Below are 24,572 nucleotides of genomic sequence, written 5' to 3'. Positions count from 1 at the left end.
TAGACTTCTTCCAGTGGTACGACGCACTCAGCCGGAGCGCACCTGTGTGGGTTGTCGGCAACGTGCGCCGGCCAGCGAATTGCTGCGGGTCGTCGCGATCGGAAACGAGGCTGGTCACAGCCTCCGGCCTGATCCGCGCCGCAGGCTGCCGGGTCGGGGAGCGAACATGCACCCGGATCCGGCCTGCTTCGCGCTGGCGGTGCGGCGCCGCGCCTTCGGGCGAGCGCTGCGCATCACCGAGGTCCTCGACCACGGTGTGCTGGCAGAGCACGTCGATGCGCCAACCACTACGTCCGGTCAGCCCGACCGGGCGAGGGTCGCTAGCAGGGTAGGACGACCGACATGAGCACACGATGAAGTCCCTGAAATGACCAGGCTTCAAGTGCACGAGTGAGGTCGCTGCGGGTGCTGCCCGCACGACCTCGGAGTGAGGAGTGCAGTGGCAGGCAAGGCCCGCGTACACGAGCTTGCAAAAGAGCTCGGGGTCGAGAGTAAGACCGTTCTCGCCAAGCTCAAGGAGATGGGCGAGTTCGTCAAGTCCGCGTCCAGCACGGTCGAGGCGCCCGTCGCCCGACGGCTGAGGAACGCATTCGTCGCGTCCGCCGGTGCTTCGGCGCCGGCAGCCCCGTCGGCGCCCGCGCCGACGCCGGCTTCGACGCCGACCCCGACGCCGTCTCCGACCCCGGGCGCGCCCCGGGTCTCGGCCAAGCCGATGCCGCCTCGGCGGCCGGCCGCGCCGGTACCCGGTCCGAAGCCCAAGGGTCCGGTGCCCGGTGCGCCGCAGTCGGCGGCCCCGGTCGCCAAGCCGGCGAGTGCCCACGACATCGAGGTGGCGGCCGCGGAGGCGCGTGCCGCCGCGCTGAAGGCTGAGCAGGAGGCCGCGGTCAAGGCCGCGCAGGCCGCCCGCCAGCAGCAGCGTGACAACCCCGTCCGCCGGGAGCCTCCGGCCGACGGCAACCGGCCCGGTCCTCGGCCGGGTCCCGCGGCGATGCCGCCCCGTCCCGGTTCACCGGCAGCTCGTCCGAACACGCCGGCTCCCGGTCCGGGTGCCCGCCCCGGCGGTCGTCCGCCGGCGCGCGGTGCCGGCAACAACCCGTTCGGCATCCAGGGCGGCCAGCAGCAGCAGCGGCCGCCGGCCGCCGGTGCGGGTGGCCCCCGGCCGAACAGCCCGGCGGGTATGCCGCCGCGGCCGAGCCCGAACTCCATGCCGCCGCGGCCCAGCCCGGCGTCCATGCCGAGTCAGCGTCCGGCCGCCGGTCGTCCCGGCCCCGGTGGCGCGGGTCGCCCCGGTGGCGGCGCGGGCCGTCCCGGTGGCGGTGGCGGCGGGTTCCGTGGCGGTCCCGGCGGTGGCGGTGGCGGCGGCGGTGGTTACCGCGGCGGCCCCGGTGGCGGCGCGGGTGCCGGCGGTGGCGGTGGCTACCGTGGCGGTCCCGGCGGCGGTGGCGGTGCTCCCGGTGGCGGTTTCCGTCCGGGTGGTCCGGCCGGTGGCGGCGGTCGTCCGGGTGCGGGCGGTCGTGGCCGTGGCGGCGGCGCCGCGGGTGCCTTCGGGCGTCCGGGTGGTCGTCCGACGCGCGGTCGCAAGTCCAAGAAGCAGCGCAGACAGGAGTTCGACAACCTGTCGGCTCCGACCATGAGCTCGGGTGCTCCCCGGGGTCAGGGTCAGGTCGTCCGGCTCTCCCGTGGCGCCTCGCTGTCGGACTTCGCCGACAAGATCAACGCCAACCCGGGTTCGCTGGTCCAGGAGATGTTCAACCTGGGCGAGATGGTCACCGCGACCCAGTCCTGTTCTGACGACACCCTGCACCTGCTGGGTGAGCACCTGGGCTTCGACATCCAGATCGTCAGCCCGGAGGACGAGGACCGCGAGCTGCTCGCGCAGTTCAACATCGACCTCGACGCGGAGGTGGCCGAGGAGCGTCTGGTCAGCCGTGCGCCGGTGGTGACCGTCATGGGTCACGTCGACCACGGTAAGACCAAGCTGCTCGACGCCATCCGCAAGGCGAACGTCGTGGCCGGCGAGGCGGGTGGCATCACCCAGCACATCGGTGCCTACCAGGTCCACGTCCCGCACGAGGGCGAGGACCGGGCGGTCACGTTCATCGACACCCCGGGTCACGAGGCGTTCACCGCCATGCGTGCCCGTGGTGCCCAGGTCACGGACATCGTGATCCTGGTCGTCGCGGCCGACGACGGCGTGATGCCGCAGACCATCGAGGCGTTGAACCACGCCAAGGCGGCCGACGTGCCGATCGTGGTCGCGGTCAACAAGGTCGACAAGCCGGACGCCAACCCGGACAAGGTCCGCCAGCAGCTGACCGAGTACGGACTGGTCGCCGAGGAGTACGGCGGCGACACCATGTTCGTCAACGTGGCCGCCAAGCCGGGCATCGGCATCGAGGAACTGCTCGAGGCCGTCCTGCTGACCGCCGACGCGTCGCTGGAGCTGACCGCTCCGATCGACGGGCCGGCGCAGGGTGTGGCCATCGAGGCGCACCTGGACAAGGGCCGCGGTGCGGTGGCGACGGTGCTGGTGCAGAAGGGCACCCTGCGGGCGGGCGACTCGATCGTCGCCGGTGGGGCGCACGGCCGGGTCCGGGCCATGCTCGACGAGAACGGCAACCAGCTCTCCGAGGCTGGTCCGGCGCGTCCGGTCATGGTTCTGGGTCTGACCGCGCCGCCCGGTGCGGGTGACACGTTCCTCGCCGCGGCGGACGACCGTACGGTGCGGCAGATCGCCGAGCAGCGGCAGGCACGGCGGCGGGCGGCGTCCTTCGCCAACTCCCGTGGCCGGGCCACTCTTGAGACGCTCATGGAGCAGCTCAAGGAGGGCGAGAAGACCTCGCTCAACCTCATCCTCAAGGGCGATGTCTCCGGTTCGGTGGAGGCCCTCGAGGACGCGCTGTTCAACCTCGACATCCCCGAGGAGGTCCAGCTCAAGGTCCTCGACCGGGGCGTCGGTGCGATCACGGAGAGCAACGTCATGCTCGCCAGTGCGTCGTCCGAGCCGGTCACGATCATCGGCTTCAACGTGCGGGCCTCGAACAAGGTCCGCGAGATGGCCGACCGCGAGGGCGTGGAGATCCGGTACTACACGGTCATCTACCAGGCCATCGAGGAGATCGAGGCAGCGCTCAAGGGCCTGCTCAAGCCGGAGTACGAGGAGGCCGAGCTGGGCTCCGCGGAGATCCGCGACGTGTTCCGCTCGTCCAAGATCGGCAACATCTCCGGTTGCATCGTCCGGTCGGGCATCATCCGACGCAACGCGAAGGCTCGACTGCTTCGGGACGGGACGGTCGTGGCGGACAACCTCACGATCACCTCGCTCAAGCGGTTCAAGGACGACGCCACCGAGGTCCGCGAGGGCTTCGAGTGCGGTCTGACCCTGGGTGGTTACAACAACGTCCAGGTCGGCGACGTCATCGAGACCTTCGAGATGCGGGAGAAGGTTCGCGCCTGATCCGGCAGTGACACGCTGATCAAGGGGTTTACGCCGTCCGGCGTAAACCCCTTGATCATGCGGGGCGGGTTGGCGGTATCGTCCCAGGCGATGTTCACCGGAACCGCGGTCTTCGACCTGCTGCTGCCGGGCGACTCCCGGTCGCTCAAAGCCAAGAGATCATATGTACGGCCGATCGTGGCGGCGCTGCGCCGCTTCGAGGTCTCGGCCGCCGAGGTGGGTGCGCTCGACCTGCACGGTCGAGCGGAGATAGCGGTGGCCGTGGTCGCCGCAGAGGCGGCGCACGTCCGCGAGGTGCTCGACTCGTGTGAGCACCTGGTGGCCGCGCGCCCCGAGGTCGAGTTGCTGTCGGTTCGACGCCGGTTGTACGGCGTGGACGACGACTGACCCACGGGCCGGCGGTGCCCGGCGACCGGTGCCGCCACGAAGGTAGTGTTCGAGATGTTGGCCGGTCGGCCGGCGGCCCGCGGGTCGCCGGGCCGGCCGGGAGCGGGACGCCGTGGAGGTGGCGAGATGTCTGATCCGGCCAAGGTACGCCGGCACGCGGAACGGGTGCGTGAGCTGGTCGCTTCGGTGGTGCGGAGCCAGATCAAGGACCCGCGCCTGGGCATGATCACCATTACCGACGCCCGGATCACCGCTGACCTGCGCGACGCGACGGTCTTCTACACGGTGCTGGGTGACGCGGTGGCCCAGGCGGACACCGCAGCCGCCCTGGAGAGCGCCAAGGGGCTGCTGCGCAGCACGGTCGGTAAGGCGCTCGGGCTGCGGCACTCGCCGACGCTGACGTTCGTCCTCGACGACGTGCAGGACCAGGTCAAGCACATTGACGACCTGCTCGCCGCCGCCCGCAACGCCGACGCGGAGGTGCAGCGGCTCGCCGCCCGGGCGGAGTACGCGGGCGAGGCGCAGCCGTACCGGGTCGACGACGAGACCGACGAGACGGATGAGGCCGACGGTGCCGCCGACGTCACGGACACCCCCCGGGGTGGGGCAGCGCGGTGACGGGTGCCGCCGGTGCCCAACTCGCCGCGACGGTCGACGTCGGCCCGGCCGAGGCGGACTGGGCGGCGGCCGAGGCGCTGATCCGCGCCCTTCCGTCGGCCGGCCGGGTGTTGTTGATCTGTCACGTCAACCCGGACGGTGACGCGCTGGGCAGCATGCTCGGCTTCGGTCTGGGTCTGCGTCAGCTCGGCGTGCACCGGTTGCAGGCGACCTTTCCCGGGCCGCCGGAGGTCCCCGAACCGTTCCGAGGTCTGCCCGGGTCGGAGCTGCTGATCCCGGCTGCCGCCGCCGATCCGGCACCGGATCTGGTGATCTGCTTCGACGCGGCGAGCGAGTCGCGCCTCGGCGAGCTGGCCGACCGCCTGTCGACGGCCGGTGCCGCCTTGGTGCTCGACCACCACGCCTCGAATTCGGGCTTCGGCACGGTCAACCTGGTCGACCCGAAGGCCGCGGCCACGTCGGTGGTCGCCGATCGGCTGTTGGCGCGGCTGGGCGTGACTGTGGATCGGGCCATCGCCGAGTGCCTGTACGTGGCGCTGACCACGGACACCGGCTCGTTCCGATTCGAGGCGACCACTCCGGCCGTACACCAGTTGGCGGCCCGGCTGCTCGCCACCGGCATCTCGCCCGGTGACATCTCCCGGCGGGTCTTCGACACCAGGCCCTTCGGCGCGGTCCGCCTCTTCGGAGAGGTGCTCGGCCGCGCCCGTCTGGAGCCGGCCGCCGCGGCCGGTCGAGGGCTGGTCTGGACCTTCGCCACTCTCGACGACCTGGCCCGCCACGACCAGCGGCCGTACGTGTTGGAGGCGCTCATCGACTCGGTGCGGTGCACCGCCGAGGCGGACGTGAGCTGCGTGTTGAAGCAGACCGCACCCGATGAGTGGGCGGTGTCGATGCGCAGCAAGGGCGCGGTGAACGTCAGCCGTGTGGCGGTCGCGTTGGGTGGCGGTGGCCACACGTTCGCGGCCGGGTTCACCGGCCGGGGGAGCGCCGAGCAGGTCGTGGACGCGATCCGCGGCGAGCTGGGCGCGGCGCTGATCGCTGGCGTCGCCTGACCGTGCGCGGCCCGTCCCGCTCGGGTGGCGGTGTCGATCGGGGCTGCCCGTGGGGCGGCAAGTTCAGGGTCAGCTCCGGGGAGTGTTGGTCTTCCCACGCTGCGTGAGACCGGGAAGAATTGCGGGATGGAGCAGCCGCACGACCTCACCGTGGAGGCCCCCCGAGCCTGGGACCGGCCCGCCGTCTCCGTTCCGGTTCTCCTCTGCCTGTCCCTCGTCGGCGGTCGGTTCGCGTCGTTCTCCACCGAGGCGAATCTCTACACGCTCGGCACCGGCGGGGTGTTGATCTGGCTCGGTCTGAGCAACCGGGTGCCCCGGCGTCCGGCGCCGCCCCGGCTGGGCGCTCAGGCGGCCTGGTGGGCTCTCCCGGTGGTGATCTTCGGGGTCTTCGAGGGCGCGACGTTCGTGCTGGCGGTGGGCGACGACTTTCCTACCTTCTCGCGGCTCGCCGACCCTCTGTTGGAAGATCATCTGACCCGCTCGGCGGCCTGGTTCGCCTGGTTGGCCGCATTCTGGGGGTTGGTGCGGCGATGATGCGGGCCCTTGCGATCGGCGGTTTCCTGACCGCGCTGGCCCTCTTCGTCCTGGTCGAGTGGCTGGCCCGGCGGGAGGACTCCCGGGTTCCCACGCTGGGCGACGTGTGCGCGTACGTCATGCGCTACGAGGTCGGGCCGGTACCGGTGGGCAGGATCGGTCTGTTCGGTTTCTGGTGGTGGCTGGGCTGGCACTTCCTGGCCCGTTGAAGCGGGCTGCGAAGCGTCCACATGGCGGGAACCGTGGGCAGCATATGGACCTGAACGATAACTTGGGAGACGGCCCGCACCGCGTTGTGGTGCAGGTCGTGGGCGGTGGTGCCACACCTCGCGCTGCCTCCCTCCAGGGTCGGACCGACCCGGGCTCCAGCTGCCCGATCGGCTGCTCCGGTAACCCCGGACCGTCGTGGGGCGCTCAGCACGACCGCCCGTGAGGGCCGCCGCGCGCCGGTGGCTCGCACCCTGGAAGGAGCGCCACCATGCCGAACAAGCCCAAGCCCGAGACCACCGACGACGCCCGCGAGCAGGCCCGCCGCGCACTGCAGACGTCAATGGACACCCGCCAGTAACCGCCCCCTCTCTCCCCCTCCCCCCGGCCCAAGCAAACCAAAACACCCCACACCCCACCCGGTCTGCCGATCTTGCACTTGCTGTGGTGCCAAAGCCAGCGCAAAGTCGCATTTCGCCAACAGAAAGTGCAAGATCGACGAGATTGGGCGCTGCTGCTGGTTCGGCGCTTGGGGGTAAGCGTTCCGCAGGGTTGCGGTCCTTACTGCGCTCGTGCCACGATCGGCGGCGATGAGCCAGACCCCCACCGTCGACCGATCCGCCTCACCACGCCGGATCGCGAGTCTCGCCCTCCCGGCGCTCGTGGTGCTCGCCGCCGAGCCGCTCTACGTGCTCGTCGACACCGCCGTCGTCGGGCACCTCGGTCGGGTGCCCCTCGCCGCGCTCGCCGTCGGCGGCACGGTGATGACGCTCACCGCCTGGCTCGGGACAGTCGTCGCGTACGGCACCACGGGGCGCTCGGCCCGTCGCTTCGGCGCTGGCGACCGGGCGGCGGCGGTGGCCGAGGGAGTGCAGTCGTCCTGGCTGGCGCTCGGCGTCGGGCTGCTGGTCGCGATCGGCATGCAGCTCGGCGGGGGCGCGTTGGCGCGTACCCTCGCCGGAGGTGGTGGCGACGTGGCCGGCGCCGCCGCTCAGTGGCTGCGCATCGCGGCGCTCGGCGCTCCCGGCCTGCTGCTCGCCGCGGCCGGTAACGGCTGGCTGCGCGGCGTGCAGGACACCCGCCGCCCGTTGTACTTCGTGCTCGGCCCCAACCTGGTCTCCGCGCTGCTCTGCCCGCTGCTGGTCTATCCCGCCGGCCTCGGCCTGATCGGCTCGGCGGTCGCCAACGCGGTCGCGCAGACCCTCTCCGGAGTGCTCTTCGCCGGGGCGCTCGTCGCCGAGCGGGTGTCGCTGCGACCCCGGCCGCGCCTGATCGGCGACCAGCTCGTGCTCAGCCGGGACCTGCTGATCCGGGGCCTGGCGTTCCAGGCCAGCTTCCTCTCCGCGACGGCGGTCGCCGCCCGTTTCGGCGCTGCCGCCGTCGGCGCCCACCAGATCGCCCTGCAACTGTGGTTCTTCACCGCGCTGGTGCTCGACGCCCTCGCCATCGCCGCGCAGTCCCTGGTCGGCGCCGCGCTCGGGTCCGGTGACGCGGCGGGCGCGCGGGCGCTGGCCCGGCGGATCGGACTGCTCGGGGGCGTCTGCGGCATCTCCTTCGCCGTGGTTATCGCCGCCGGCGCGGGCGTCGTGCCGTCCTGGTTCAGTTCCGACACACAGGTACGCGAGCAGGCCGTGATCGCCTGGCCGTGGTTCGTCGCCATGCTGCCGCTGGCCGGGGTGGTGTTCGCGCTCGACGGCGTGTTGATCGGGGCCGGCGACGTCCGCTACCTGCGCAACCTCACCATCGTGGCGGCGCTCGGCGGTTTCCTGCCCGCCATCTGGCTGGCGTACGTGCTCGACCTGGGGCTCGGGGGTATCTGGGCGGGGCTCACCCTGTTCGTGGTGGTTCGACTTGTCGCACTGCTGCTGCGGGTGCGCAGCGGCGGCTGGGCGGTGGTCGGGGCCGTCCGATGACCGACGCCCGCGTCTGGCAGGCTTGGGCGACGTGAGCACCGATGGTCTGATCGTCGTCGACAAGCCCGGCGGCATGACGTCGCACGACGTGGTGGCGCGAATCCGCCGACTGGCCAGGACCCGGCGCGTCGGGCACGGCGGCACCCTCGACCCGATGGCCACCGGCGTGCTGGTGATCGGCGTCGGCCGCGCGACCCGCCTGCTGACCTACGTGATCGGCGCGGGCAAGAGCTACACCGGCACCATCCGGCTCGGCCAGGCCACCGTCACCGACGACGCCGAGGGCGACGTGATCGCCACGACCCCGGCCGGTCACGTCACCGACGAGGCCATCCGCGCCGCGCTGACCGCCCTGAGCGGCGAGGTCGACCAGGTGCCGAGCGCGGTCAGCGCCATCAAGATCGACGGGCAGCGGGCGTACAAGCGGGTACGCGACGGCGAGAGCGTCGAGCTGCCGGCCCGGCGGGTCACCATCTCCCGGCTGGAGGTGCTGGCGATCCGCCGCAGCGAGCCCGACGTGGTCGACGTGGACGTCGACGTGACCTGCTCCTCGGGCACGTACATCCGGGCCATCGCGCGGGACGCGGGCCTGGCCCTCGGTGTCGGCGGCCATCTCACCGCGCTACGCCGGACCGCGGTCGGTGGGTTCGCCCTCGCCGAGGCGGCCACCCTCGACGACCTGGAACAGCGCGCCCCGGAGGTGGTCAACCTGCCGCTGGACGCGGCGGCCGACCGGTTCTTCCCCCGCCGCGACGCGACCCCCGACGAGGCGAAGGTGCTCGGCCACGGGGGCCCGTTGGACCCGGCCGGCATCGCCGGGCCGTACGCCGTCTTCGGGCCGACCGGTGGCCTCATCGCTATCGTCAGCGAGCGGGACGGCCGGGCTCGCGCGGAGATCGTGCTCGCCCCGGCCTGACGGCGGGACGCAGGTCCGCCGGCCCCCCGGTCGGCGCAGTCGACCCGCCGACGCGCGGGACAGCAGGAGAGGATTGGCATGCAGCGGTGGCGGGGGTACGACGCGGCGCCCGGAGGATGGGGGCGCTCGGTCGTCACCATCGGCGTCTTCGACGGCGTGCACAAGGGGCACCAGGCGACCATCGGCCATGCCGTGTCCCGGGCCCGGGAGCTGGGCGTGCAGTCGGTGGTGGTCACCTTCGACCCGCACCCGGCCGAGGTGGTCCGCCCGGGCTCGCACCCGGCGATCCTCACCGAGCCGGCCCGCAAGGCCGAGTTGATCGAGGCGCTCGGCGTGGACGTGCTCTGCGTGGTGCCGTTCACTCCCGAGTTCTCCCGGCTGCCCCCCGAGCAGTTCGCGCACGACATCCTGGTCGAGAACCTGCACGCGGCGCTGGTGGTGGTCGGCAACAACTTCCGCTTCGGGCACCGCGCGGCCGGCGACGTGGCGTTGCTGGAACGGCTGGGTCAGACCTTCGGCTTCGGGGTGGAGGGCAGCCCGCTGATCGCCGAGGACGGAACGGTCTTCTCCTCCACGTACATCCGCTCCTGCGTCGACGCGGGCGACGTGGGGACGGCGGCGGGAGCGCTGGGTCGGGCGCACCGGGTCGAGGGCGTGGTGGTCCGTGGTGACCAGCGCGGCCGGGTGCTGGGCTTCCCCACCGCGAACCTGCTCTGCCACCGGTACGCGGCGGTGCCCGCCGACGGGGTGTACGCGGCCCGCATGATCCGCCGCGGCCAGCCCGAGCCGCTGATGGCCGCGGTGTCGGTCGGCACCAACCCGACCTTCTCCGGGCGGGAGCGGCGGGTGGAGGCGTACGCGCTGGACTTCTCCGGTGATCTCTACGGCGAGCGGTTGGCGCTGGACTTCGTGACGCACCTGCGTGGGCAGGTCCGATACGACTCGATCGAGCCCCTGATCGCCCAGATCGAAGAGGACGTCGAGCGCACCCGGCGCGCGTTGAGCTGATCATCGACGGGGCCGCGCGGGCCCTTGGCCGGGTGTTACCCGTGGGTGCTGGTAGTCTTGCGGGGACGTCGGGTGACCGGCGTGGGGCCTCGCGTGCCTGCTCGACGCCGCGGGTGCGAGGTACCGGTCCGTTCCCGGTCTCATCGGGACGACGGACACCTACTTGATCAACCCATCGAAACAGGGAGAACATGGCGCTCGACCAGGAAGCCAAGGCCAGCATCCGTGCGGAGTACGCGACCGCCGAGGGCGACACCGGTTCGCCGGAGGTCCAGGTCGCGGTCCTCACCAAGCGGATCGCCGAGCTGACCGAGCACCTGAAGGTGCACAAGCACGACCACCACAGCCGCCGTGGGCTGCTGCTGCTGGTCGGCCGTCGCCGTCGGCTGCTCAACTACGTCCAGAAGAAGGACATTGCCCGCTACCGGACGCTCATCGAGCGGCTCGGCCTGCGCCGGTGACGTGACGGGGGAGTGGCCGACCGGCCGCTCCCCCGATCGGCGTCCCACCTGAAAAGAAACACGGGCCGCGCGACCACCCGAGAGGGAGCCGGTCAGCGTACCGGTCTCCGGTAGTGGCCCCCGGGAACCCGGCAGTAAGCCGGCCACCCGGGCGCTTCGATCGAAGACCGGCCGGCTGAGCAGCTCCCCGACGTCGCGGGCCCACGACGCGAAGGAGCACGACAGCACATGACCGAGACCAAACTCGGCACCGAATCCCGCACCGCCGTGATCGACAACGGGTCCTTCGGCACCCGTGAGATCACCTTCTCCACCGGCCGGCTGGCTCGCCAGGCCGCCGGTTCCGTCATCGCCCAGCTGGGCGAGACGGTGGTCCTCTCCGCCACCACCGCCGGTAAGCACCCGAAGGAGCAGTTCGACTTCTTCCCGCTGACCGTCGACGTCGAGGAGCGGATGTACGCCGCGGGCCGCATTCCCGGCTCGTTCTTCCGCCGTGAGGGTCGGCCCAGCGAGGACGCGATCCTCACCTGCCGGCTCATCGACCGGCCGCTGCGCCCGTCGTTCGTCAAGGGCCTGCGCAACGAGGTCCAGGTCGTCGAGACCATCCTCGCGCTCGACCCGCAGCACCCGTACGACGTCGTGGCCATCAACGCCGCCTCGATGTCGACCAAGCTGTCCGGCCTGCCGTTCTCCGGCCCGATCGGTGCGACCCGCGTCGCCCACATCGACGGACAGTGGGTCGCCTTCCCGACCCTGGAGGAGCTGGCCCGCGCCACCTTCGACATGGTCGTGGCCGGCCGCACGCTCGAGGACGGCGACGTCGCGATCATGATGGTCGAGGCCGAGGCCACGCCGAACGCCGTCGCGCTGATCTCGGCCGGTGCCACCGCCCCGACCGAGGAGGTCGTCGCCAGCGGCCTCGAGGCCGCCAAGCCGGCCATCCGCGAGCTGTGCCGCGCGCAGGCCGAGCTGGCCGAGGTCGCCGCCAAGCCGGTCACCGAGTTCCCGGTCTTCCTGGACTACCAGGACGACGTGTACGACGCCGTCGCCGACCTGGCCCGTGGCGAGGTCGCCGAGGCCATCACCATCGCCGGCAAGGCCGACCGCGAGGAGGCCCTGGACCGCGTCAAGGCCCGGGTCGCCGAGGAGTTGGGCGCTCGGTTCGAGGGCCGGGAGAAGGAGCTGTCCGCTGCCTTCCGGTCGCTGACCAAGTCCGAGGTGCGCAACCGCGTGCTGCGTGAGCAGGTCCGCATGGACGGCCGGGGCCCGCGTGACATCCGCGCGCTGACCGCCGAGGTCGGCGTGCTGCCCCGGGTGCACGGTTCGGCGCTGTTCGAGCGCGGTGAGACCCAGATTCTGGGCGTCACCACGCTGAACATGCTCCGCATGGAGCAGATGGTGGACACGCTGTCCCCGGAGAACCGCAAGCGCTACATGCACAACTACAACTTCCCGCCGTACTCGACCGGTGAGACCGGCCGGGTCGGCTCGCCGAAGCGGCGCGAGATCGGCCACGGTGCGCTCGCCGAGCGTGCGCTGATCCCGGTGCTGCCGTCGCGCGAGGAGTTCCCGTACGCCATCCGGCAGGTCTCCGAGGCGCTGGGCTCGAACGGCTCCACCTCGATGGGTTCGGTCTGCGCCTCGACGCTGGGCCTGCTCTCGGCCGGTGTGCCGCTGAAGGCGCCGGTCGCCGGCATCGCCATGGGGCTCATCTCCGACGAGGTGGACGGCAAGACCCAGTACGTGACGCTGACCGACATCCTCGGTGCCGAGGACGCGTTCGGTGACATGGACTTCAAGGTCGCCGGTACGCCGGAGTTCGTCACCGCGCTGCAGCTCGACACCAAGCTCAACGGCATCCCGTCGGACGTGCTGGCCGCCGCGTTGCAGCAGGCCAACGAGGCCCGGCAGGTCATCCTCGGCGTCATGAAGGCGGCCATCGAGGCTCCGGCCGAGATGTCCGACTACGCGCCGCGGGTCACCACCGTCAAGATCCCGGTGGACAAGATCGGCATGGTGATCGGCCCGAAGGGTCAGACCATCAACGCGATCCAGGACGAGACCGGCGCCGAGATCTCCATCGAGGACGACGGCACGATCTACGTCGGCGCCACCAACGGGCCGTCGGCCCAGGCGGCCGTCGACCGGATCAACGGGATCGCCAACCCGACGCTGCCGAAGCAGGGCGAGCGGTTCCTCGGCACGGTGGTCAAGACCGCCGCGTTCGGTGCGTTCATCTCGCTGCTGCCGGGTCGTGACGGCCTGCTGCACATCTCCAAGGTGGGCGACGGCAAGCGGGTCGAGCGCGTCGAGGACTTCCTCAACGTGGGCGACCGGGTCGAGGTCGAGATCGCGGACATCGACGCCCGCGGCAAGATCTACCTGGACAAGGTCCGTCCGGAGGGCGCCGAGGCGCCGGCCGCCGGTGAGGCCGCCGGTGGCGACCGTCCGTCCGGCCGGGACCGGGGCGACCGGGGTCCGCGTGACCGGGGTGACCGCGAGCGTGGCGGTGACCGCGGCGGGCGTGGCCCGGAGCGCGGCGGCGAGGGCGGCAACGGCGGCGGCGAGGGTGGTGGCGAGGGCGGCGAGCGCCCGCGTCGCCGGACCCGGCACAGCTGACCACCAGCACCTGTAACACCCACCCCTCGTCGAACCGGGAGCACCACGTGAGTCGGGCCTTCAGTGCGCCGTTTCCACCGGATCGACGGGGGGTGGCACCGTCTCGGGACACCGCGGCGGTCCGCTCCGGCGGCACCGCCCGCGCGGTCACCCGGACGCTGAGCGACGACCCGCTGGGCGGCACGGTACGACGTACCGTGCTGCCCAGCGGCCTACGCGTGCTCACCGAGGCGATCCCGACGATGCGCAGCGTCTCCTTCGGCATCTGGGTGGCGGTGGGCTCGCGGGACGAGACCCGTCCGCAGGCCGGCGCCGCGCACTTCCTGGAGCACCTGCTCTTCAAGGGCACCCACAAGCGGACCGCGCTGGAGATCTCCTCGCAGATCGAGGCGGTCGGTGGCGAGACGAACGCCTTCACCACGAAGGAATACACCTGCTACTACGCCCGGGTGCTGGACGAGGACCTGCCGCTGGCGATCGACGTGATGTGCGACCTGGTCGCCGACTCCCTGTTGGAGCCGGCCGACGTGGAGACCGAGCGTGGCGTGATCCTGGAGGAGATCGCCATGCACGACGACGAGCCCGGTGACGAGGTACACGACCTCTTCGCCCGCGCGGTATACGGCGACCACCCGCTGGGCCGACTGATCTCCGGCACCGAGGAGACCGTCACGCCGATGACCCGCCGGCAGATCCAGGCCTTCTACCGGGGTCGCTACACGGCGCCGCAGATCGTCATCGCCGCCGCCGGCAACCTCGACCACGCTGCGGTGATCAAGCTGGTCCGCCAGGCCGTGCGCGGCACGCCGTTGGACAGCGACCCGGCCGCGCCGGCCGCACACCGCGCGTCCACCCCGGCGGTACGCACCAAGCCGGCCACCACCCTGGTGGAGCCGAAGGAGACCGAGCAGGCGCACGTCCTGCTGGGCTGCCCCGGCATCGACCGCACCGACGACCGGCGCTTCGCCCTCGGTGTGCTCAACAACGTGCTCGGCGGCGGCATGTCGAGCCGCCTCTTCCAGGAGATCCGCGAGCAGCGCGGCCTGGCGTACTCGGTCTACTCCTACGCCAGCCAGTACGCCGACAGCGGCCTGTTCGCCGTCTACGCCGGCTGCGCCCCGGGCAAGGTGGACGAGGTGCTGGCCCTGACCCGCGCCGAGCTGGCCCGGGTGGCCGCCGACGGGTTGACCGAGGCCGAGGTGGCCCGGGGCAAGGGCATGAGCAAGGGCTCGTTCGTGCTCGGCCTCGAGGACACCGGTTCACGGATGAGCCGACTGGCCAAGGGGGAGCTGCTCTACGGCGACCTGATGCCGGTGGACGAGCTGCTCCGCCGGGTCGACGAGGTCAGCGTCGCGGACGTGAACAGCCTCGCCGCCGAGCTGCTGAGCCGGCCGATGTCGCTGGCCGTGGTCGGCCCGTTCGGCGAGGGCGACTTCTCCGGCTGACCCGTCGGGATCTGTACCGGCCGGAAGGGCACGTCTCGATTGGGATAGGTTGTGCCCCGTGACTGACGAGCAGGGGAAGACCCGGGTCGGCGTTTTCGGTGCCCGTGGTCGGATGGGCGTCGAGGTCTGCAAGGCCGTCGACGCGGCTGACGATCTCGAACTGGCCGCCGCGGTCGACCAGGGCGACGGCCTCGACGCCGCGTCCGCCGCTCAGGTGGTCGTCGACTTCACCACGCCGGACGTGGTCATGGACAACCTCGAGTGGGCCATCGGCCAGGGCATCAACGCGGTCGTGGGCACCACCGGCTTCACCGAGCAGCGGCTGGAGCAGGTGCGCGGCTGGCTGGCCGACAAGCCGGAGGTGGGCGTGGTCATCGCCCCGAACTTCGGCATCGGCGCGGTGCTGATGATGCAGTTCGCCGCGCGGGCGGCCCGGCACTTCGAGTCCGTCGAGATCATCGAGCAGCACCACCCACGCAAGCTGGACGCCCCGAGCGGCACCGCCACGCACACCGCCCGGCAGATCGCCCAGGCTCGCGCCGAGGCCGGCCTCGGCCCGGTGCCGGACGCGACGAAGGACGAGGTGCCGGGCGCGCGGGGCGCCGACATCGACGGGGTACGCGTCCACGCCGTACGCGCCACCGGCCTCGTCGCCCACCAGGAGGTGCTCTTCGGCAGCACCGGTGAGACGTTGACGATCCGGCACGACTCGTACGACCGGGCGTCCTTCATGCCCGGAGTGCTGCTGGCCGTCCGCGCGGTGCTCAACCGCCCCGGCCTGACCATCGGCCTGGACCCCCTCCTCCCCTAACCCCCACCCCACCCCCCGACCCGCCGATCTTGCACTTTCGGTGGGGACATAAGCATGCGTCCCGTGCATATCGACAGCAGAAAGTGCAAGATCGGCGGGGGCGGGGGCGGGGGCGAGGGTGGGGTTATCTCGGGAGGGGGGTTTTGGGGTTGCGTTGGGTGGGGACGGTTGGGGTTAGAGGGGTGGGGAGGCCCTTCACCTGGGCGTTTCCGGTTTGGTTGACGGTGACACTCACCGGTGTGCCGGCTACCCGGAGGTTGTCCACGTGCAGCGCGCCGAGTTCGGGGCCGGCCAGCGGGGTCAGCCGGACCGTGCCGCCCGGCACGTCCGGGTAGAGGCCCGTCGCGGCCTGAAGGAGCAGGACCGCACTGGCCGCGGCCCATGCCTGCGGACGGCAGGCCGCCGGATATGGCACCGGGCGGCGTAGCAGGGTCCGGTCGTCGCCGCCGTACAGCTCCGGCATCCGGTAGTCGAACGCCTCCGCCGCCGAGAGCAGTCCCTCGGCCAGGCCGAGGGCGGCCTCGGAGTGCCCGGCGCGGGCCAGGCCGGCGAGCACGATCGCGGTGTCGTGGGTCCAGATCGAACCGCAGTGGTACGACAGCGGGCTGAAGCCGGTGTCGTCGGTGGACATCGTCCGTAGTCCGAAACCGCCGGCCAGCGTGTCCGTGGTGAGCAGGCGGGCGATCTGTCCCTCCTCGTCGGCGTCGAGCAGGCCGGTGCCGAGCAGGTGCCCGATGTTGCTGGTCAACGAGTCGACGGGGCGCTTGTCCCGGTCGAGGGCCAGCGCGGGCTGCGGGCCGTACGGGCCGTCGACCCAGAAGCTGTCCCGGAACCGGCGGGCCAGGCCGGCTGCGTGTTCGCGCCAGCGGTCCCCGTCCGGGCGACCGAAGGCGTCCAGGAGTGCGGCGCCGTTCACCGCCGCCTCGTGCGCGTACCCCTGCACCTCGGCCAGCACGATCGGGGCGGTGGCCAGCGAACCGTCGTGGAAGCGTACGGCGTCGCCGGAGTCCTTCCAGCCCTGGTTGGACAGTCCGTGGCCGGTGGTGTCGACGTACTCGACCAGGCCGTCGCCGTCCGGGTCGGCGTGCTCGCCGAGCCAGCGCAGCGCGGCCTGAAGGTGCGGCAGCAGCGGCTCGACCTGCTCGGCCGGCAGGCCCCAACGCCACGCGTCGTGCAGCAGGTTGACCCAGAGCATGGTGGCGTCGACGGTGCCGTAGTAGGCCGGCGGCAGCCGCAGCCCGTCGTCGGGCAGCGCGAACTCGTGCCGCCGCAGCTCGTGCAGGATCTTGCCGGGGGCCTGCCCGGTGGTCGGGTCGACGTGGGTGCCCTGGCGGCGGGCGAGTACGCGCAGGGTGCCGGCGGCCAAATCGGTGCCGAGCGGCAGCATCATCCGGGCGGCCCAGAGGCTGTCCCGGCCGAACAGGGTGAGGAACCAGGGCACGCCGGCGCCGAGGAAGACGTCCCCGGGTGCGCCGGTCTCGGCCAGGCGTAGGCCACGCAGGTCGTCCAGGCTGCGGTCGAGGAGTCGGACCAGCCGCCGGTCGTCGGCGGTCACCTCCGGCCGGGACCACTCCGGTTCGCCGGCCGGGCCGACCACCACGGCGCGCGGGTCCGCGACGGTCAACTGCCAGCGCAGCACCGTCTCGCCTCGTGGAGGCAGCTCGATCGGCCAGGTCAGTCGGGGTGCGGTGGCCCGCTCGCCGGTGGCGAGGACGTCGGCGTCCGGGGCGCTGACGGTGACGGTGGTCCCCTCGGCAGTCCAGGTGAGCACGCCTGGTTGGCCGGTCTTCGCCTCCAGTGGCGCGGCGACGCCGCCGGACTTGACCACCTCGATGGGTGCCAGGTCGCAGGCGAGGTCGACGCTGACGGTGGCCCGTACGCCGACCGTGGCGGTGGAGACGATCCGCAGCTCCTCGGTGAGGCCGTTGCGGGTGGCCCGGCGGGAACGGTCGACGCGCACGGTGGGGTCGGGCGTGGGGTCGCCGAGCCAGCGGGCCAGGCCCACGAAGCGGGTGCCGTGCGGGCCGTCCTCGCCGTGGGTCAACCCCTCCAGTTCCTGGTCGTCCACGCGCAGCTCGGCCCGGGAGAGCACGCGCGCGTCGGCGTGGAAGACGCCCTGGACACCGGTCGGGCGGATCTGCCCGGTCGCGTCCCCCAGCGCGCTGGTGGGGGCGAGCACCACCCCCACCAACTCGTGCAGAAGGGGTTGCAGCTGGCGTTCGATCACGGTGCGGCTCCAGATCCTCAGGGTGCGGGGCGGACGTCTTGACAACGCGCCCCCGGCGGTGCAAAGTGCGAAACATTCCAGAAACTTGAACGATCTAATCCTGCACTATCCGAATTGGATCGTTCAAGACGGCGAGAGGGATAAAGTGCCCGAGAAGGTAACCATCGCGACGGTGGCCCGGCACGCCCGAGTGAGCCGCCAAACGGTCTCCAACGTGCTCAACTCTCCCCACATCGTGCGGCAGGAGACCCGCCAGCGGGTCGAGGACGCCATCACCGCGCTCGGCTACCGGGCCAATCAGGCCGCCCGGCAGATGCGCACCGGCCGGTCCCGACTCATCGCCGCCCGGATCGAACCGACCCGCGACGGCATCAACGGCTCGGTGCTCGACCGCTTCCTGCACGGCCTCACCGAGACCGCCGACGCCGCCGGCTACCGGGTGCTGCTCTACACCGCCACCGGCGACGAGCGGGAGATCGCCACCTACGACGACCTGCTCGGCACGTACGAGCTGGACGCGTTCGTGCTGGTCGGCACCAAGTACGGCGACCCACGTACCGCCTGGTTGGCCGAGCGGGAGGTGCCCTTCGTGACGTTCGGTCGTCCGTGGGACGCGCTCGACGCCCACCCCTGGGTCGACGTGGACGGTGCGGCCGGCACCGCCGCGGCCACCCGCCACCTGCTGGACGCCGGGCACCGGCGGATCGCGTTCATCGGCTGGCCGGCCGGCTCCGGTGTCGGCGACGACCGGCGCGCCGGCTGGCACGACACGTTGCATGCCGCCGGTGTCGACCCGGCGGGGCTGCACCGGGAGACCGAGGACAGCGTCAGCGAGGGGGAACGTCTCATGCGTGACCTGCTCGCCGCCGAGGCGCCGACCGCCGTGGTGTGCGCCAGCGACTCGCTCGCCCTCGGCGCGCTCCAGGCGATCCGCGACCTCGACCCGCCGGTCTCGGTGATCGGCTTCGACGACACGCCGGTGGCCGCCGCGATCGGCCTGGCCAGCGTCAGCCAACCACTCGGCGAGGCCGCCGCCCGCTGCGTGGACCTGCTCACCGGTGTCCTCGACGGCAACCAGACGCCCACCCCCGTGCTGCTCGCGCCCTCACTGGCACTGCGGCACACCGCGTAACCCCATCCCCTCACCAGGAGAAACCCATGGCACCCAGAACTCTCACCCGGGCAGCGGTCGCCGGCCTCGCCGCCGTCGCACTGCTCGGCTCCGCGGCCTGCGGCAGCGGCTTCGACGACTCCTCCGGCGACGCCGCCCAGTCCAGCGGCCCGGCGAGCCTCCAGATCCTCATCGGCTCCTCGGGCGACGCCGAGACCAAGGCCGTGCAGGACGCCGCCGCCACATGGGCCAGCAGCTCCGGCAACACCGCGACGGTAACCCCGGCGCAGGACCTCACCCAGCAGCTCGGCCAGGCCCTCGCCGGCGGCACCCCGCCGGACGTCTTCTACGTCGACGCGGCCCGCTTCGCCGACTACGCGAGCGTCGGCGCGCTGGAGCCGTACGGCGACAAGATCTCGGACAAGGGCGACTTCTACGAGAGCCTGCGGATGACGTTCAGCTACGACGGCAAGCTCTACTGCGCGCCCAAGGACTTCTCCACCCTGGCCCTGCAGATCAACACCGACCTGTGGGCGAAGGCCGGGCTGACCGACGCCGACGTACCGACCACCTGGGAACAGCTCACGGCGACCGCCCAGAAGATCAAGGCGAAGGGGCAGGTCGCCCTGGCCCTTGGCGACACCCGGGACCGGATCGGCGCCTTCCTGGTGCAGAACGGTGGCTGGCTGATGAGCGAGGACGGCAAGCAGCCGACCGCCGACAGCGCGAAGAACCTGGCGGCCCTGGAGTACGTCAAGACCCTGCTCACCTCCGGTCTGGCGAAGTACCCGAAGCAGCTCGACTCGGGCTGGTCGGGTGAGGCGTTCGGCAAGGGCAAGGCCGTGATGACGATCGAGGGCAACTGGATCAAGGGCGCCATGCAGAACGACTTCCCGAACGTGAAGTACAAGGTGGTGCCGCTGCCAGCCGGCCCGAGTGGTCAGGGCACCCTCTCGTTCACCCAGTGCTGGGGCATCGCGGCGAAGAGCAAGTACAAGGACCAGGCGATCAAGTTCGTCGAGGCGATGACCGCCGGTGAGCAGCAGTTGACGTTCGCCAAGGCGGTCGGTGTCATGCCGTCGCGGCAGTCGGTGCGCGACCAGTACATCGCCGCCTCCCCGGGCGACAAGGTCTTCATCGACGGTGCCGCGTACGCCCAGGGCCCGGTCAACGCTCCGAAGATGGACAGCGTCCTCAAGGACCTGGACACCGGTCTGCAGGGCCTCGCCAACGGTGACCCGAAGGCCGTTCTGCAGAACTTCGACAAGAACGCCAAGGCGGCGCTCGGCGGCAGCTGAGGTGACGGTGGGGGCCCCGACGACGAGCGGGGCCCCTCGCACCGTCGGCCCGAGGAAAGGAAGGGAGGGAAGATGGCAACCGAGACACTCACCGCCGCGGCCACCGCGCCCGGTGCGGCCCGCCGCCGCCGTGGTGGCATCCGCGGCAACGAGAACGTCGCCGGCTGGCTGTTCGTCGCACCGGTGATCGTCATCCTGGGGCTGTTCCTGCTGCTGCCGATCCTGATGGCGCTCTGGGTCAGCCTCACCGACTGGAACGGCCAGGGCAGCCCGTTCACCGGCGACGTCCCGTTCGTCGGCGGCCGCAACTACACCCAGTTGTTCACCGAGGACGGGTTGGCTCGCCGTGACTTCATGACGAGCATCCGCAACACCATCTACTACGTCGCGATCGTCGTGCCGGCGCAGACCGTGCTCGCGCTGGGGCTGGCGCTTGTCGTCAACAACCGGATGCTCAGGGGCAAGAGCTTCTTCCGCAGCGCCTTCTACTTCCCCTCGGTCACCAGCTCGGTCGCGATCAGCGTGGTGTTCCTGTTCCTGTTCGCCAACTCGGGTGCGGTGAACGCGCTGCTCGGCGTCGTCGGGGTCGACGGACCCGAGTGGTTCGCCGACTCGCGGGGCGTACTGCACCTGCTGTTCGGCGCGGTCGGCGTCGACACGCCCCCGACGGCGCTCACCGACGGCGGCCCGTTCGGGCTGAGCTGGTGGGACTGGCTGGCCGGCCCGAGTGTGGCGATGACCTCGATCATCACGCTGGTCGTCTGGACGACCTCCGGCACGTTCATGCTGATGTTCCTGGCCGGGCTCCAGAACGTCCCGGTGACGCTGGATGAGGCGAGCACCCTCGACGGCGCGTCCCGCTGGCAGCGGTTCCGCTACGTCACCCTGCCGATGATCAGGCCCACCACCTTCCTGGTGCTCACCCTCGGCCTGATCGGCTCCTGGCAGGTCTTCGACCAGGTGTACGTCATGAGTCAGGGTGACCCGGCCAAGACCACCCTCACTCCGGCGTACCTGTCGTACCGGACCGCCTTCCGGGACTTCGACTACGGCTCCGGGGCGGCGATCTCCTTCGTGCTGTTCCTGATCATCATCGTGCTCACGCTGGTCCAGCGCCGCGCGCTGGCCGAGCGGGACACCGACCGGCCGCGCCGCGGCTGGCGGCGTCGGCGCGTACCGGAGAGGTCCTGAGATGGCCGTGCTCACCGACCGCCCGGCGGGGCCCGCGCGCGGCGACCGGCGCGGCGCCCGCACGCTGGCCACCCGCCTTCTGGGGTACGCGACGCTGGTGTTCTTCGGGTTGGTGTTCCTCTACCCGTTCGTCATCCAGATCGCCAGCTCGCTCAAGACCGAGCCCGACGCGGCGGCCAACCCGCTCTCGCCGTTCCCGGACCCGCTCACCCTCGCCGGCTTCGAGCGGATCTTCGCGGGCACCAACTTCCCGCTCTGGCTGGGCAACTCGCTGCTGGTGACCGTGCTGGTCACCGCCGGGCGGGTGTTCTTCGACTCGCTCGCCGGGTACGCCCTGGCCCGGCTGCGGTTCCGCGGGCGCGGCGGCCTGTTCGCGGCGGTCATCGCGGTGATGGCCGTCCCCGGCGTGGTCCTGCTCATCCCGAAGTTCCTGGTGCTCAACCAGCTCGGCATCTACAACAGCTACGCCGGCCTCGTGGTGCCGCTGCTGGCCGACGCGGCGGGCGTGTTCATCATGAAGCAGTTCTTCGAGTCGATCCCGGTGAGCGTCGAGGAGGCCGCCCGCATCGACGGGGCGAGCATCTTCCGCACCTTCTGGTCGGTGGTGCTGCCGATGGCGAAACCGGCGCTGATCACCCTGACCATCCTGTCGTTCCAGGGCTCCTGGAACGAGTTCCCGCACAGCCTCGTGTCGGTGCAGGACCCGGACCTGTTCACCCTGCCGCGCGGCCTCGCCGACCTGGTCAGCGGCTCACTGGGCAGCGGCACGCAGTACCCGCTGAAGCTGGGCGCGGCGCTGCTCGCCACCATCCCGGTGGCGATCATCTTCGTGGTGTTCCAGCGCTACTTCGTCCGCGACGCCAACGACGGTTCGGACAAGGGCTGACCGTGCCGGTGCGGCGGCTCAGGGCCGCCGCACCGGTTCACTCGCTCTTCTCGGCCGGTACGGCCACGTGCAGGCGCACCTGAGGCACCAGCATGTCGTCGACGTCCAGCGCCCGAGCCGCGCGGTCGGGCTCCCAACCGGTGCTGGTGAGGAACTTCCGGGTCGCCTCGTCGCCGTCGAACGCCCAGGCCACCGCCCGACTCATCCCGTCCTCGCGCCACAGGTCGACGGTCGCGGCGAGCAGCCGGCTGCCGTGCCCGCGCCGACCCCAGCGCGGCTCGACCAGCAGGTCGGTCACCGCCGCCACGTCCGGGCCGAGCGCGTCGGCCGGCTCACCCGGCGCGAGCGCCTCGCCGTCGGCCGGACCGGAGGCGGCGAACCCCACCAGATACGATTGCTCGGCCTGTTCGACGGCGACCAGCACCCGGTGCGCGCCCGAGGGCGGCTCCAGCACCGCGGCGCTCCACCGCCGGGCGAGGAACGCCTCGTCCAGGTTGTCGAGCACATGCCGAGGCAGGATCCGGCGGTACGCGACCCGCCAGGTCGCGAGCTGGATGCGTGCGATCTCGCCGGCGTCCTCGGGACGCGCCGGGCGGACGTACCCGAGAGCCATGGGACGGAAGCCTACGCAAGGGCCAGGGAGGCGACGGTGGCGCAGGGTGCCAGCAGGACGACCGCGCAGGTCGTCGGGGTGATGGTGCTCGCCGCGGCGGTCGCCGCGTTCCTCGCCGTCGCCGCCGTACGGCACGGCTTCTTCGACCTGAAGGTCTACTACGGCGCGTTGACGTGGTGGGTGCACGACGGCGGCGAGATCTACGACTACCTCAAGCCCGGCACCCAGTACGGCTTCACCTACCCGCCGTTCGCCGCGCTGGTCATGCTCCCGATGGCGTACCTGCCGTGGACGGCCGCGATCGTGGTGAGCGTGCTCGCCAGCGTGGCCACCACCACGGTGCTGATCTGGTGGTTCGTCGACCCGATCGCCCGGCGGGCCGGGTGGACCCGCTGGTTCGCTCTCGCCGTCGCCCTCTGCCTCGCCGCCGCGTTCGAGCCGATGCGCGAGACGATCAACTTCGGTCAGGTCAACACCCTGCTGCTCTTCCTGGTCGCGGTGGACCTGCTGTGGCTGCTGCCGGCCGGCAACCGCTGGGCCGGCGTGGGCATCGGCCTGGCCACCGCGATCAAGCTGACCCCGGGCATCTTCATCGTCTACCTGCTCGTCACCGGGCGGTGGCGGGCGGCGCTCACCGCCAGCGGCGCGGCCGCCGGAGTGTCCGTGCTGGCCGGTGCGCTCTTCCCGGACGCCTCCCGGGAGTTCTGGACCGAGGCGCTGTGGAACACCGGGCGGGTCGGTGAGCTGGCGTTCGTCTCCAACCAGTCGCTGCGCGGGGTGGTCGCCCGCCTCGACCCGCAGCACCCGAGCACCCTGCTCTGGCTGCTGCTGGTGCTCGGCACCCTGGCGCTCTGGGCCTGGCGGTCCCGCTCGGCCGTGGCGGCCGGCGACGAGGCCACCGGCCTGGCCCTGACCGGCGCGGTGATGTGCCTGGTCAGCCCGGTCACCTGGGTGCACCACCTGGTCTGGCTGCTGCCCGCGCTGATCCTGCTGGTCGACAACGCGATGGCCGCGCCGGCCGGCCGCCGTCGGCGCGTCCTGCTGACCGCCGCGATCATCGGGTACGTCCTGCTGATCAGCCGGACCGTCTGGTTCTGGGAGAAGGACTTCACCGGCGTCGACGGCTTCCTGGGCAGCAACGCGTACGTCTGGATCAGCCTGGCCCTGTTGGCCTTCCTGCCGGTCCGCCGGTGGCTGACGCCGGGCGGGTCACTCGTCGAGGCGTCCGGCGTACCGCAGCTCGACGAGCCCGACCGGCCCGCGCCCGCCGGCGAGCGGCACCTGGTAGGTCGACCGCTCACCGTCCGGTGACAGGCCGGCCCGTTCGTAGAACCGGCGGGCCCGCCCGTTGTCGGCCAGCACCCACAGCCGGTAGCCGGTCCAGCCCCGCTCACTGAGCCCGGCGCGGGCGGCCGCGAGCAGCGCGGTGGCCGTCCCGTCGCCCCAGAACGCCGGCTCGACGTAGAGCGCCAGCAGCTCGCCCACGCTCGGGTCCAGGTCGTCCCGGTCCTGGTTGCGGCGGTACGGCCCGAACGTCGTGAAGCCGACGGCGAGCCCGTCCACCTCGCCGAGCAGGGTCGTGAACGGGTGCTCCGGGTCGGCGGTGCCCACAGCGCGGCGGCGCTGCGCCCAGGCCGACACGTTGAGCCGCCTCAGCACCTCGTCCGGCATCACACCGGCGTAACCCGACTGCCAGCCGTGCACGTGCACCCGGGCGATCGCCTCGGCGTCGTCCGGCTCCTCCCGGCGGATGGTCAGCATTGCACCGTTCTATGCCCCGATGACGGTCGGAGTCCAGCTTCCCGCACCGGCGTC

The 24,572-nt window shown here is 71.7% G+C and carries 22 protein-coding genes; 19 read left to right on the top strand and 3 right to left on the bottom strand.

Features of this window, described 5'->3' with window-relative positions; genetic code table 11:
* Positions 1 to 13: 13 nt before the first annotated feature.
* The 14 genes from ACGFH9_RS14765 (at position 14) to dapB (ending at position 15,431) form a co-directional block, all read left to right on the top strand.
* The gene (locus tag ACGFH9_RS14765; protein WP_355245884.1) at positions 14 to 346 is read left to right on the top strand and encodes a YlxR family protein; all 333 of its coding nucleotides are present in this window, start codon (positions 14 to 16) and stop codon (positions 344 to 346) included.
* A gap of 93 nt (positions 347 to 439) precedes the next feature.
* Positions 440 to 3,457: a translation initiation factor IF-2 gene (gene infB / locus ACGFH9_RS14760; protein WP_393218857.1), complete on the top strand. Its 3,018-nt coding sequence runs from the start codon at positions 440 to 442 to the stop codon at positions 3,455 to 3,457.
* 90 nt (positions 3,458 to 3,547) lie between these two features.
* A complete protein-coding gene (locus ACGFH9_RS14755; protein ID WP_039905658.1) occupies positions 3,548 to 3,844 on the top strand; it encodes a DUF503 domain-containing protein in 297 nt (98 codons plus the stop codon).
* 126 nt (positions 3,845 to 3,970) lie between these two features.
* Positions 3,971 to 4,462 carry a 30S ribosome-binding factor RbfA gene (gene rbfA, locus ACGFH9_RS14750; protein WP_393218854.1) on the top strand — a complete coding sequence of 164 codons (492 nt, stop codon included), beginning with the start codon at positions 3,971 to 3,973 and terminating at the stop codon, positions 4,460 to 4,462.
* Positions 4,459 to 5,517 (top strand): bifunctional oligoribonuclease/PAP phosphatase NrnA, encoded by a 1,059-nt coding sequence (locus tag ACGFH9_RS14745; protein ID WP_393218851.1) that lies wholly within the window; start codon positions 4,459 to 4,461, stop codon positions 5,515 to 5,517. The genes rbfA and ACGFH9_RS14745 overlap by 4 nt, the downstream gene beginning before the upstream one ends.
* Positions 5,518 to 5,643: 126 nt before the next feature.
* Positions 5,644 to 6,051 carry a hypothetical protein gene (locus tag ACGFH9_RS14740; protein WP_355245897.1) on the top strand — a complete coding sequence of 136 codons (408 nt, stop codon included), beginning with the start codon at positions 5,644 to 5,646 and terminating at the stop codon, positions 6,049 to 6,051.
* Positions 6,051 to 6,260: a DUF6186 family protein gene (locus tag ACGFH9_RS14735; protein ID WP_393219044.1), complete on the top strand. Its 210-nt coding sequence runs from the start codon at positions 6,051 to 6,053 to the stop codon at positions 6,258 to 6,260. Before ACGFH9_RS14740 ends, ACGFH9_RS14735 begins: the two co-directional genes overlap by 1 nt.
* Positions 6,261 to 6,848: 588 nt before the next feature.
* Entirely contained in the window at positions 6,849 to 8,171 is a 1,323-nt protein-coding gene (locus tag ACGFH9_RS14730) for an MATE family efflux transporter (protein ID WP_393218848.1), read from the top strand.
* A gap of 31 nt (positions 8,172 to 8,202) precedes the next feature.
* Positions 8,203 to 9,087, top strand: a complete 885-nt coding sequence (truB, locus tag ACGFH9_RS14725) for a tRNA pseudouridine(55) synthase TruB (RefSeq protein ID WP_393218845.1) — start codon at positions 8,203 to 8,205, stop codon at positions 9,085 to 9,087.
* A 78-nt stretch (positions 9,088 to 9,165) separates the two neighbouring features.
* On the top strand, positions 9,166 to 10,095 hold the full coding sequence (locus ACGFH9_RS14720) for a bifunctional riboflavin kinase/FAD synthetase (RefSeq protein WP_355245905.1): 930 nt from the start codon (positions 9,166 to 9,168) through the stop codon (positions 10,093 to 10,095).
* A 191-nt stretch (positions 10,096 to 10,286) separates the two neighbouring features.
* Entirely contained in the window at positions 10,287 to 10,556 is a 270-nt protein-coding gene (rpsO, locus tag ACGFH9_RS14715) for a 30S ribosomal protein S15 (protein WP_007456699.1), read from the top strand.
* A gap of 228 nt (positions 10,557 to 10,784) precedes the next feature.
* Positions 10,785 to 13,175: a polyribonucleotide nucleotidyltransferase gene (locus ACGFH9_RS14710; RefSeq protein WP_393218843.1), complete on the top strand. Its 2,391-nt coding sequence runs from the start codon at positions 10,785 to 10,787 to the stop codon at positions 13,173 to 13,175.
* Between the two features lie 47 nt (positions 13,176 to 13,222).
* Positions 13,223 to 14,620 (top strand): M16 family metallopeptidase, encoded by a 1,398-nt coding sequence (locus tag ACGFH9_RS14705; protein WP_393218841.1) that lies wholly within the window; start codon positions 13,223 to 13,225, stop codon positions 14,618 to 14,620.
* 58 nt (positions 14,621 to 14,678) lie between these two features.
* Entirely contained in the window at positions 14,679 to 15,431 is a 753-nt protein-coding gene (gene dapB / locus ACGFH9_RS14700) for a 4-hydroxy-tetrahydrodipicolinate reductase (RefSeq protein ID WP_393218839.1), read from the top strand.
* A 124-nt stretch (positions 15,432 to 15,555) separates the two neighbouring features.
* Here the strand turns inward: dapB and ACGFH9_RS14695 are convergent, their stop codons facing one another.
* Complete coding sequence (locus ACGFH9_RS14695) at positions 15,556 to 17,658, bottom strand: glycogen debranching N-terminal domain-containing protein (RefSeq protein ID WP_393218837.1); 2,103 nt, start codon at positions 17,656 to 17,658, stop codon at positions 15,556 to 15,558.
* A gap of 145 nt (positions 17,659 to 17,803) precedes the next feature.
* Here ACGFH9_RS14695 and ACGFH9_RS14690 point away from each other — a divergent pair, with 145 nt between their 5' ends.
* From ACGFH9_RS14690 to ACGFH9_RS14675, 4 genes are all read left to right on the top strand, one after another.
* Positions 17,804 to 18,790, top strand: a complete 987-nt coding sequence (locus tag ACGFH9_RS14690) for a LacI family DNA-binding transcriptional regulator (protein WP_393218834.1) — start codon at positions 17,804 to 17,806, stop codon at positions 18,788 to 18,790.
* Positions 18,791 to 18,816: 26 nt separating this feature from the next.
* Positions 18,817 to 20,067, top strand: a complete 1,251-nt coding sequence (locus ACGFH9_RS14685) for an extracellular solute-binding protein (RefSeq protein ID WP_393218832.1) — start codon at positions 18,817 to 18,819, stop codon at positions 20,065 to 20,067.
* 72 nt (positions 20,068 to 20,139) lie between these two features.
* Entirely contained in the window at positions 20,140 to 21,258 is a 1,119-nt protein-coding gene (locus ACGFH9_RS14680; protein ID WP_393218829.1) for a carbohydrate ABC transporter permease, read from the top strand.
* Position 21,259: 1 nt separating this feature from the next.
* Positions 21,260 to 22,144, top strand: a complete 885-nt coding sequence (locus ACGFH9_RS14675; RefSeq protein ID WP_393218827.1) for a carbohydrate ABC transporter permease — start codon at positions 21,260 to 21,262, stop codon at positions 22,142 to 22,144.
* Between the two features lie 37 nt (positions 22,145 to 22,181).
* Here the strand turns inward: ACGFH9_RS14675 and ACGFH9_RS14670 are convergent, their stop codons facing one another.
* Entirely contained in the window at positions 22,182 to 22,757 is a 576-nt protein-coding gene (locus ACGFH9_RS14670) for a GNAT family N-acetyltransferase (RefSeq protein WP_393218823.1), read from the bottom strand.
* A 36-nt stretch (positions 22,758 to 22,793) separates the two neighbouring features.
* Between ACGFH9_RS14670 and ACGFH9_RS14665 the strand changes: the two genes are divergently transcribed.
* The gene (locus tag ACGFH9_RS14665; protein WP_393218820.1) at positions 22,794 to 24,068 is read left to right on the top strand and encodes a glycosyltransferase 87 family protein; all 1,275 of its coding nucleotides are present in this window, start codon (positions 22,794 to 22,796) and stop codon (positions 24,066 to 24,068) included.
* Here ACGFH9_RS14665 and ACGFH9_RS14660 read toward each other — a convergent pair.
* Complete coding sequence (locus ACGFH9_RS14660) at positions 23,967 to 24,518, bottom strand: GNAT family N-acetyltransferase (protein WP_393218817.1); 552 nt, start codon at positions 24,516 to 24,518, stop codon at positions 23,967 to 23,969. The genes ACGFH9_RS14665 and ACGFH9_RS14660 overlap by 102 nt on opposite strands.
* Positions 24,519 to 24,572 lie beyond the last annotated feature (54 nt).

This window comes from Micromonospora sp. NPDC049102 (assembly GCF_043197485.1).
GTDB lineage: Bacteria > Actinomycetota > Actinomycetes > Mycobacteriales > Micromonosporaceae > Micromonospora.
Note: the sequence above shows the minus strand (reverse complement) of the source record. Positions and strands in the feature narration are given on the sequence as shown.

Excerpts from the sequence above, each read along its gene's own strand:
- ACGFH9_RS14720 (WP_355245905.1), top strand. The coding sequence starts at position 9,166 with ATGCAGCGGTGGCGGGGGTACGACGCGGCGCCCGGAGGATGGGGGCGC.
- ACGFH9_RS14675 (WP_393218827.1), top strand. The coding sequence starts at position 21,260 with ATGGCCGTGCTCACCGACCGCCCGGCGGGGCCCGCGCGCGGCGACCGG.
- ACGFH9_RS14735 (WP_393219044.1), top strand. The coding sequence starts at position 6,051 with ATGCGGGCCCTTGCGATCGGCGGTTTCCTGACCGCGCTGGCCCTCTTC.
- ACGFH9_RS14755 (WP_039905658.1), top strand. The coding sequence starts at position 3,548 with ATGTTCACCGGAACCGCGGTCTTCGACCTGCTGCTGCCGGGCGACTCC.
- ACGFH9_RS14685 (WP_393218832.1), top strand. The coding sequence starts at position 18,817 with ATGGCACCCAGAACTCTCACCCGGGCAGCGGTCGCCGGCCTCGCCGCC.
- rpsO (WP_007456699.1), top strand. The coding sequence starts at position 10,287 with ATGGCGCTCGACCAGGAAGCCAAGGCCAGCATCCGTGCGGAGTACGCG.
- ACGFH9_RS14680 (WP_393218829.1), top strand. The coding sequence starts at position 20,140 with ATGGCAACCGAGACACTCACCGCCGCGGCCACCGCGCCCGGTGCGGCC.
- ACGFH9_RS14730 (WP_393218848.1), top strand. The coding sequence starts at position 6,849 with ATGAGCCAGACCCCCACCGTCGACCGATCCGCCTCACCACGCCGGATC.
- rbfA (WP_393218854.1), top strand. The coding sequence starts at position 3,971 with ATGTCTGATCCGGCCAAGGTACGCCGGCACGCGGAACGGGTGCGTGAG.
- ACGFH9_RS14670 (WP_393218823.1), bottom strand. The coding sequence starts at position 22,757 with ATGGCTCTCGGGTACGTCCGCCCGGCGCGTCCCGAGGACGCCGGCGAG.
- ACGFH9_RS14740 (WP_355245897.1), top strand. The coding sequence starts at position 5,644 with ATGGAGCAGCCGCACGACCTCACCGTGGAGGCCCCCCGAGCCTGGGAC.
- ACGFH9_RS14660 (WP_393218817.1), bottom strand. The coding sequence starts at position 24,518 with ATGCTGACCATCCGCCGGGAGGAGCCGGACGACGCCGAGGCGATCGCC.
- ACGFH9_RS14710 (WP_393218843.1), top strand. The coding sequence starts at position 10,785 with ATGACCGAGACCAAACTCGGCACCGAATCCCGCACCGCCGTGATCGAC.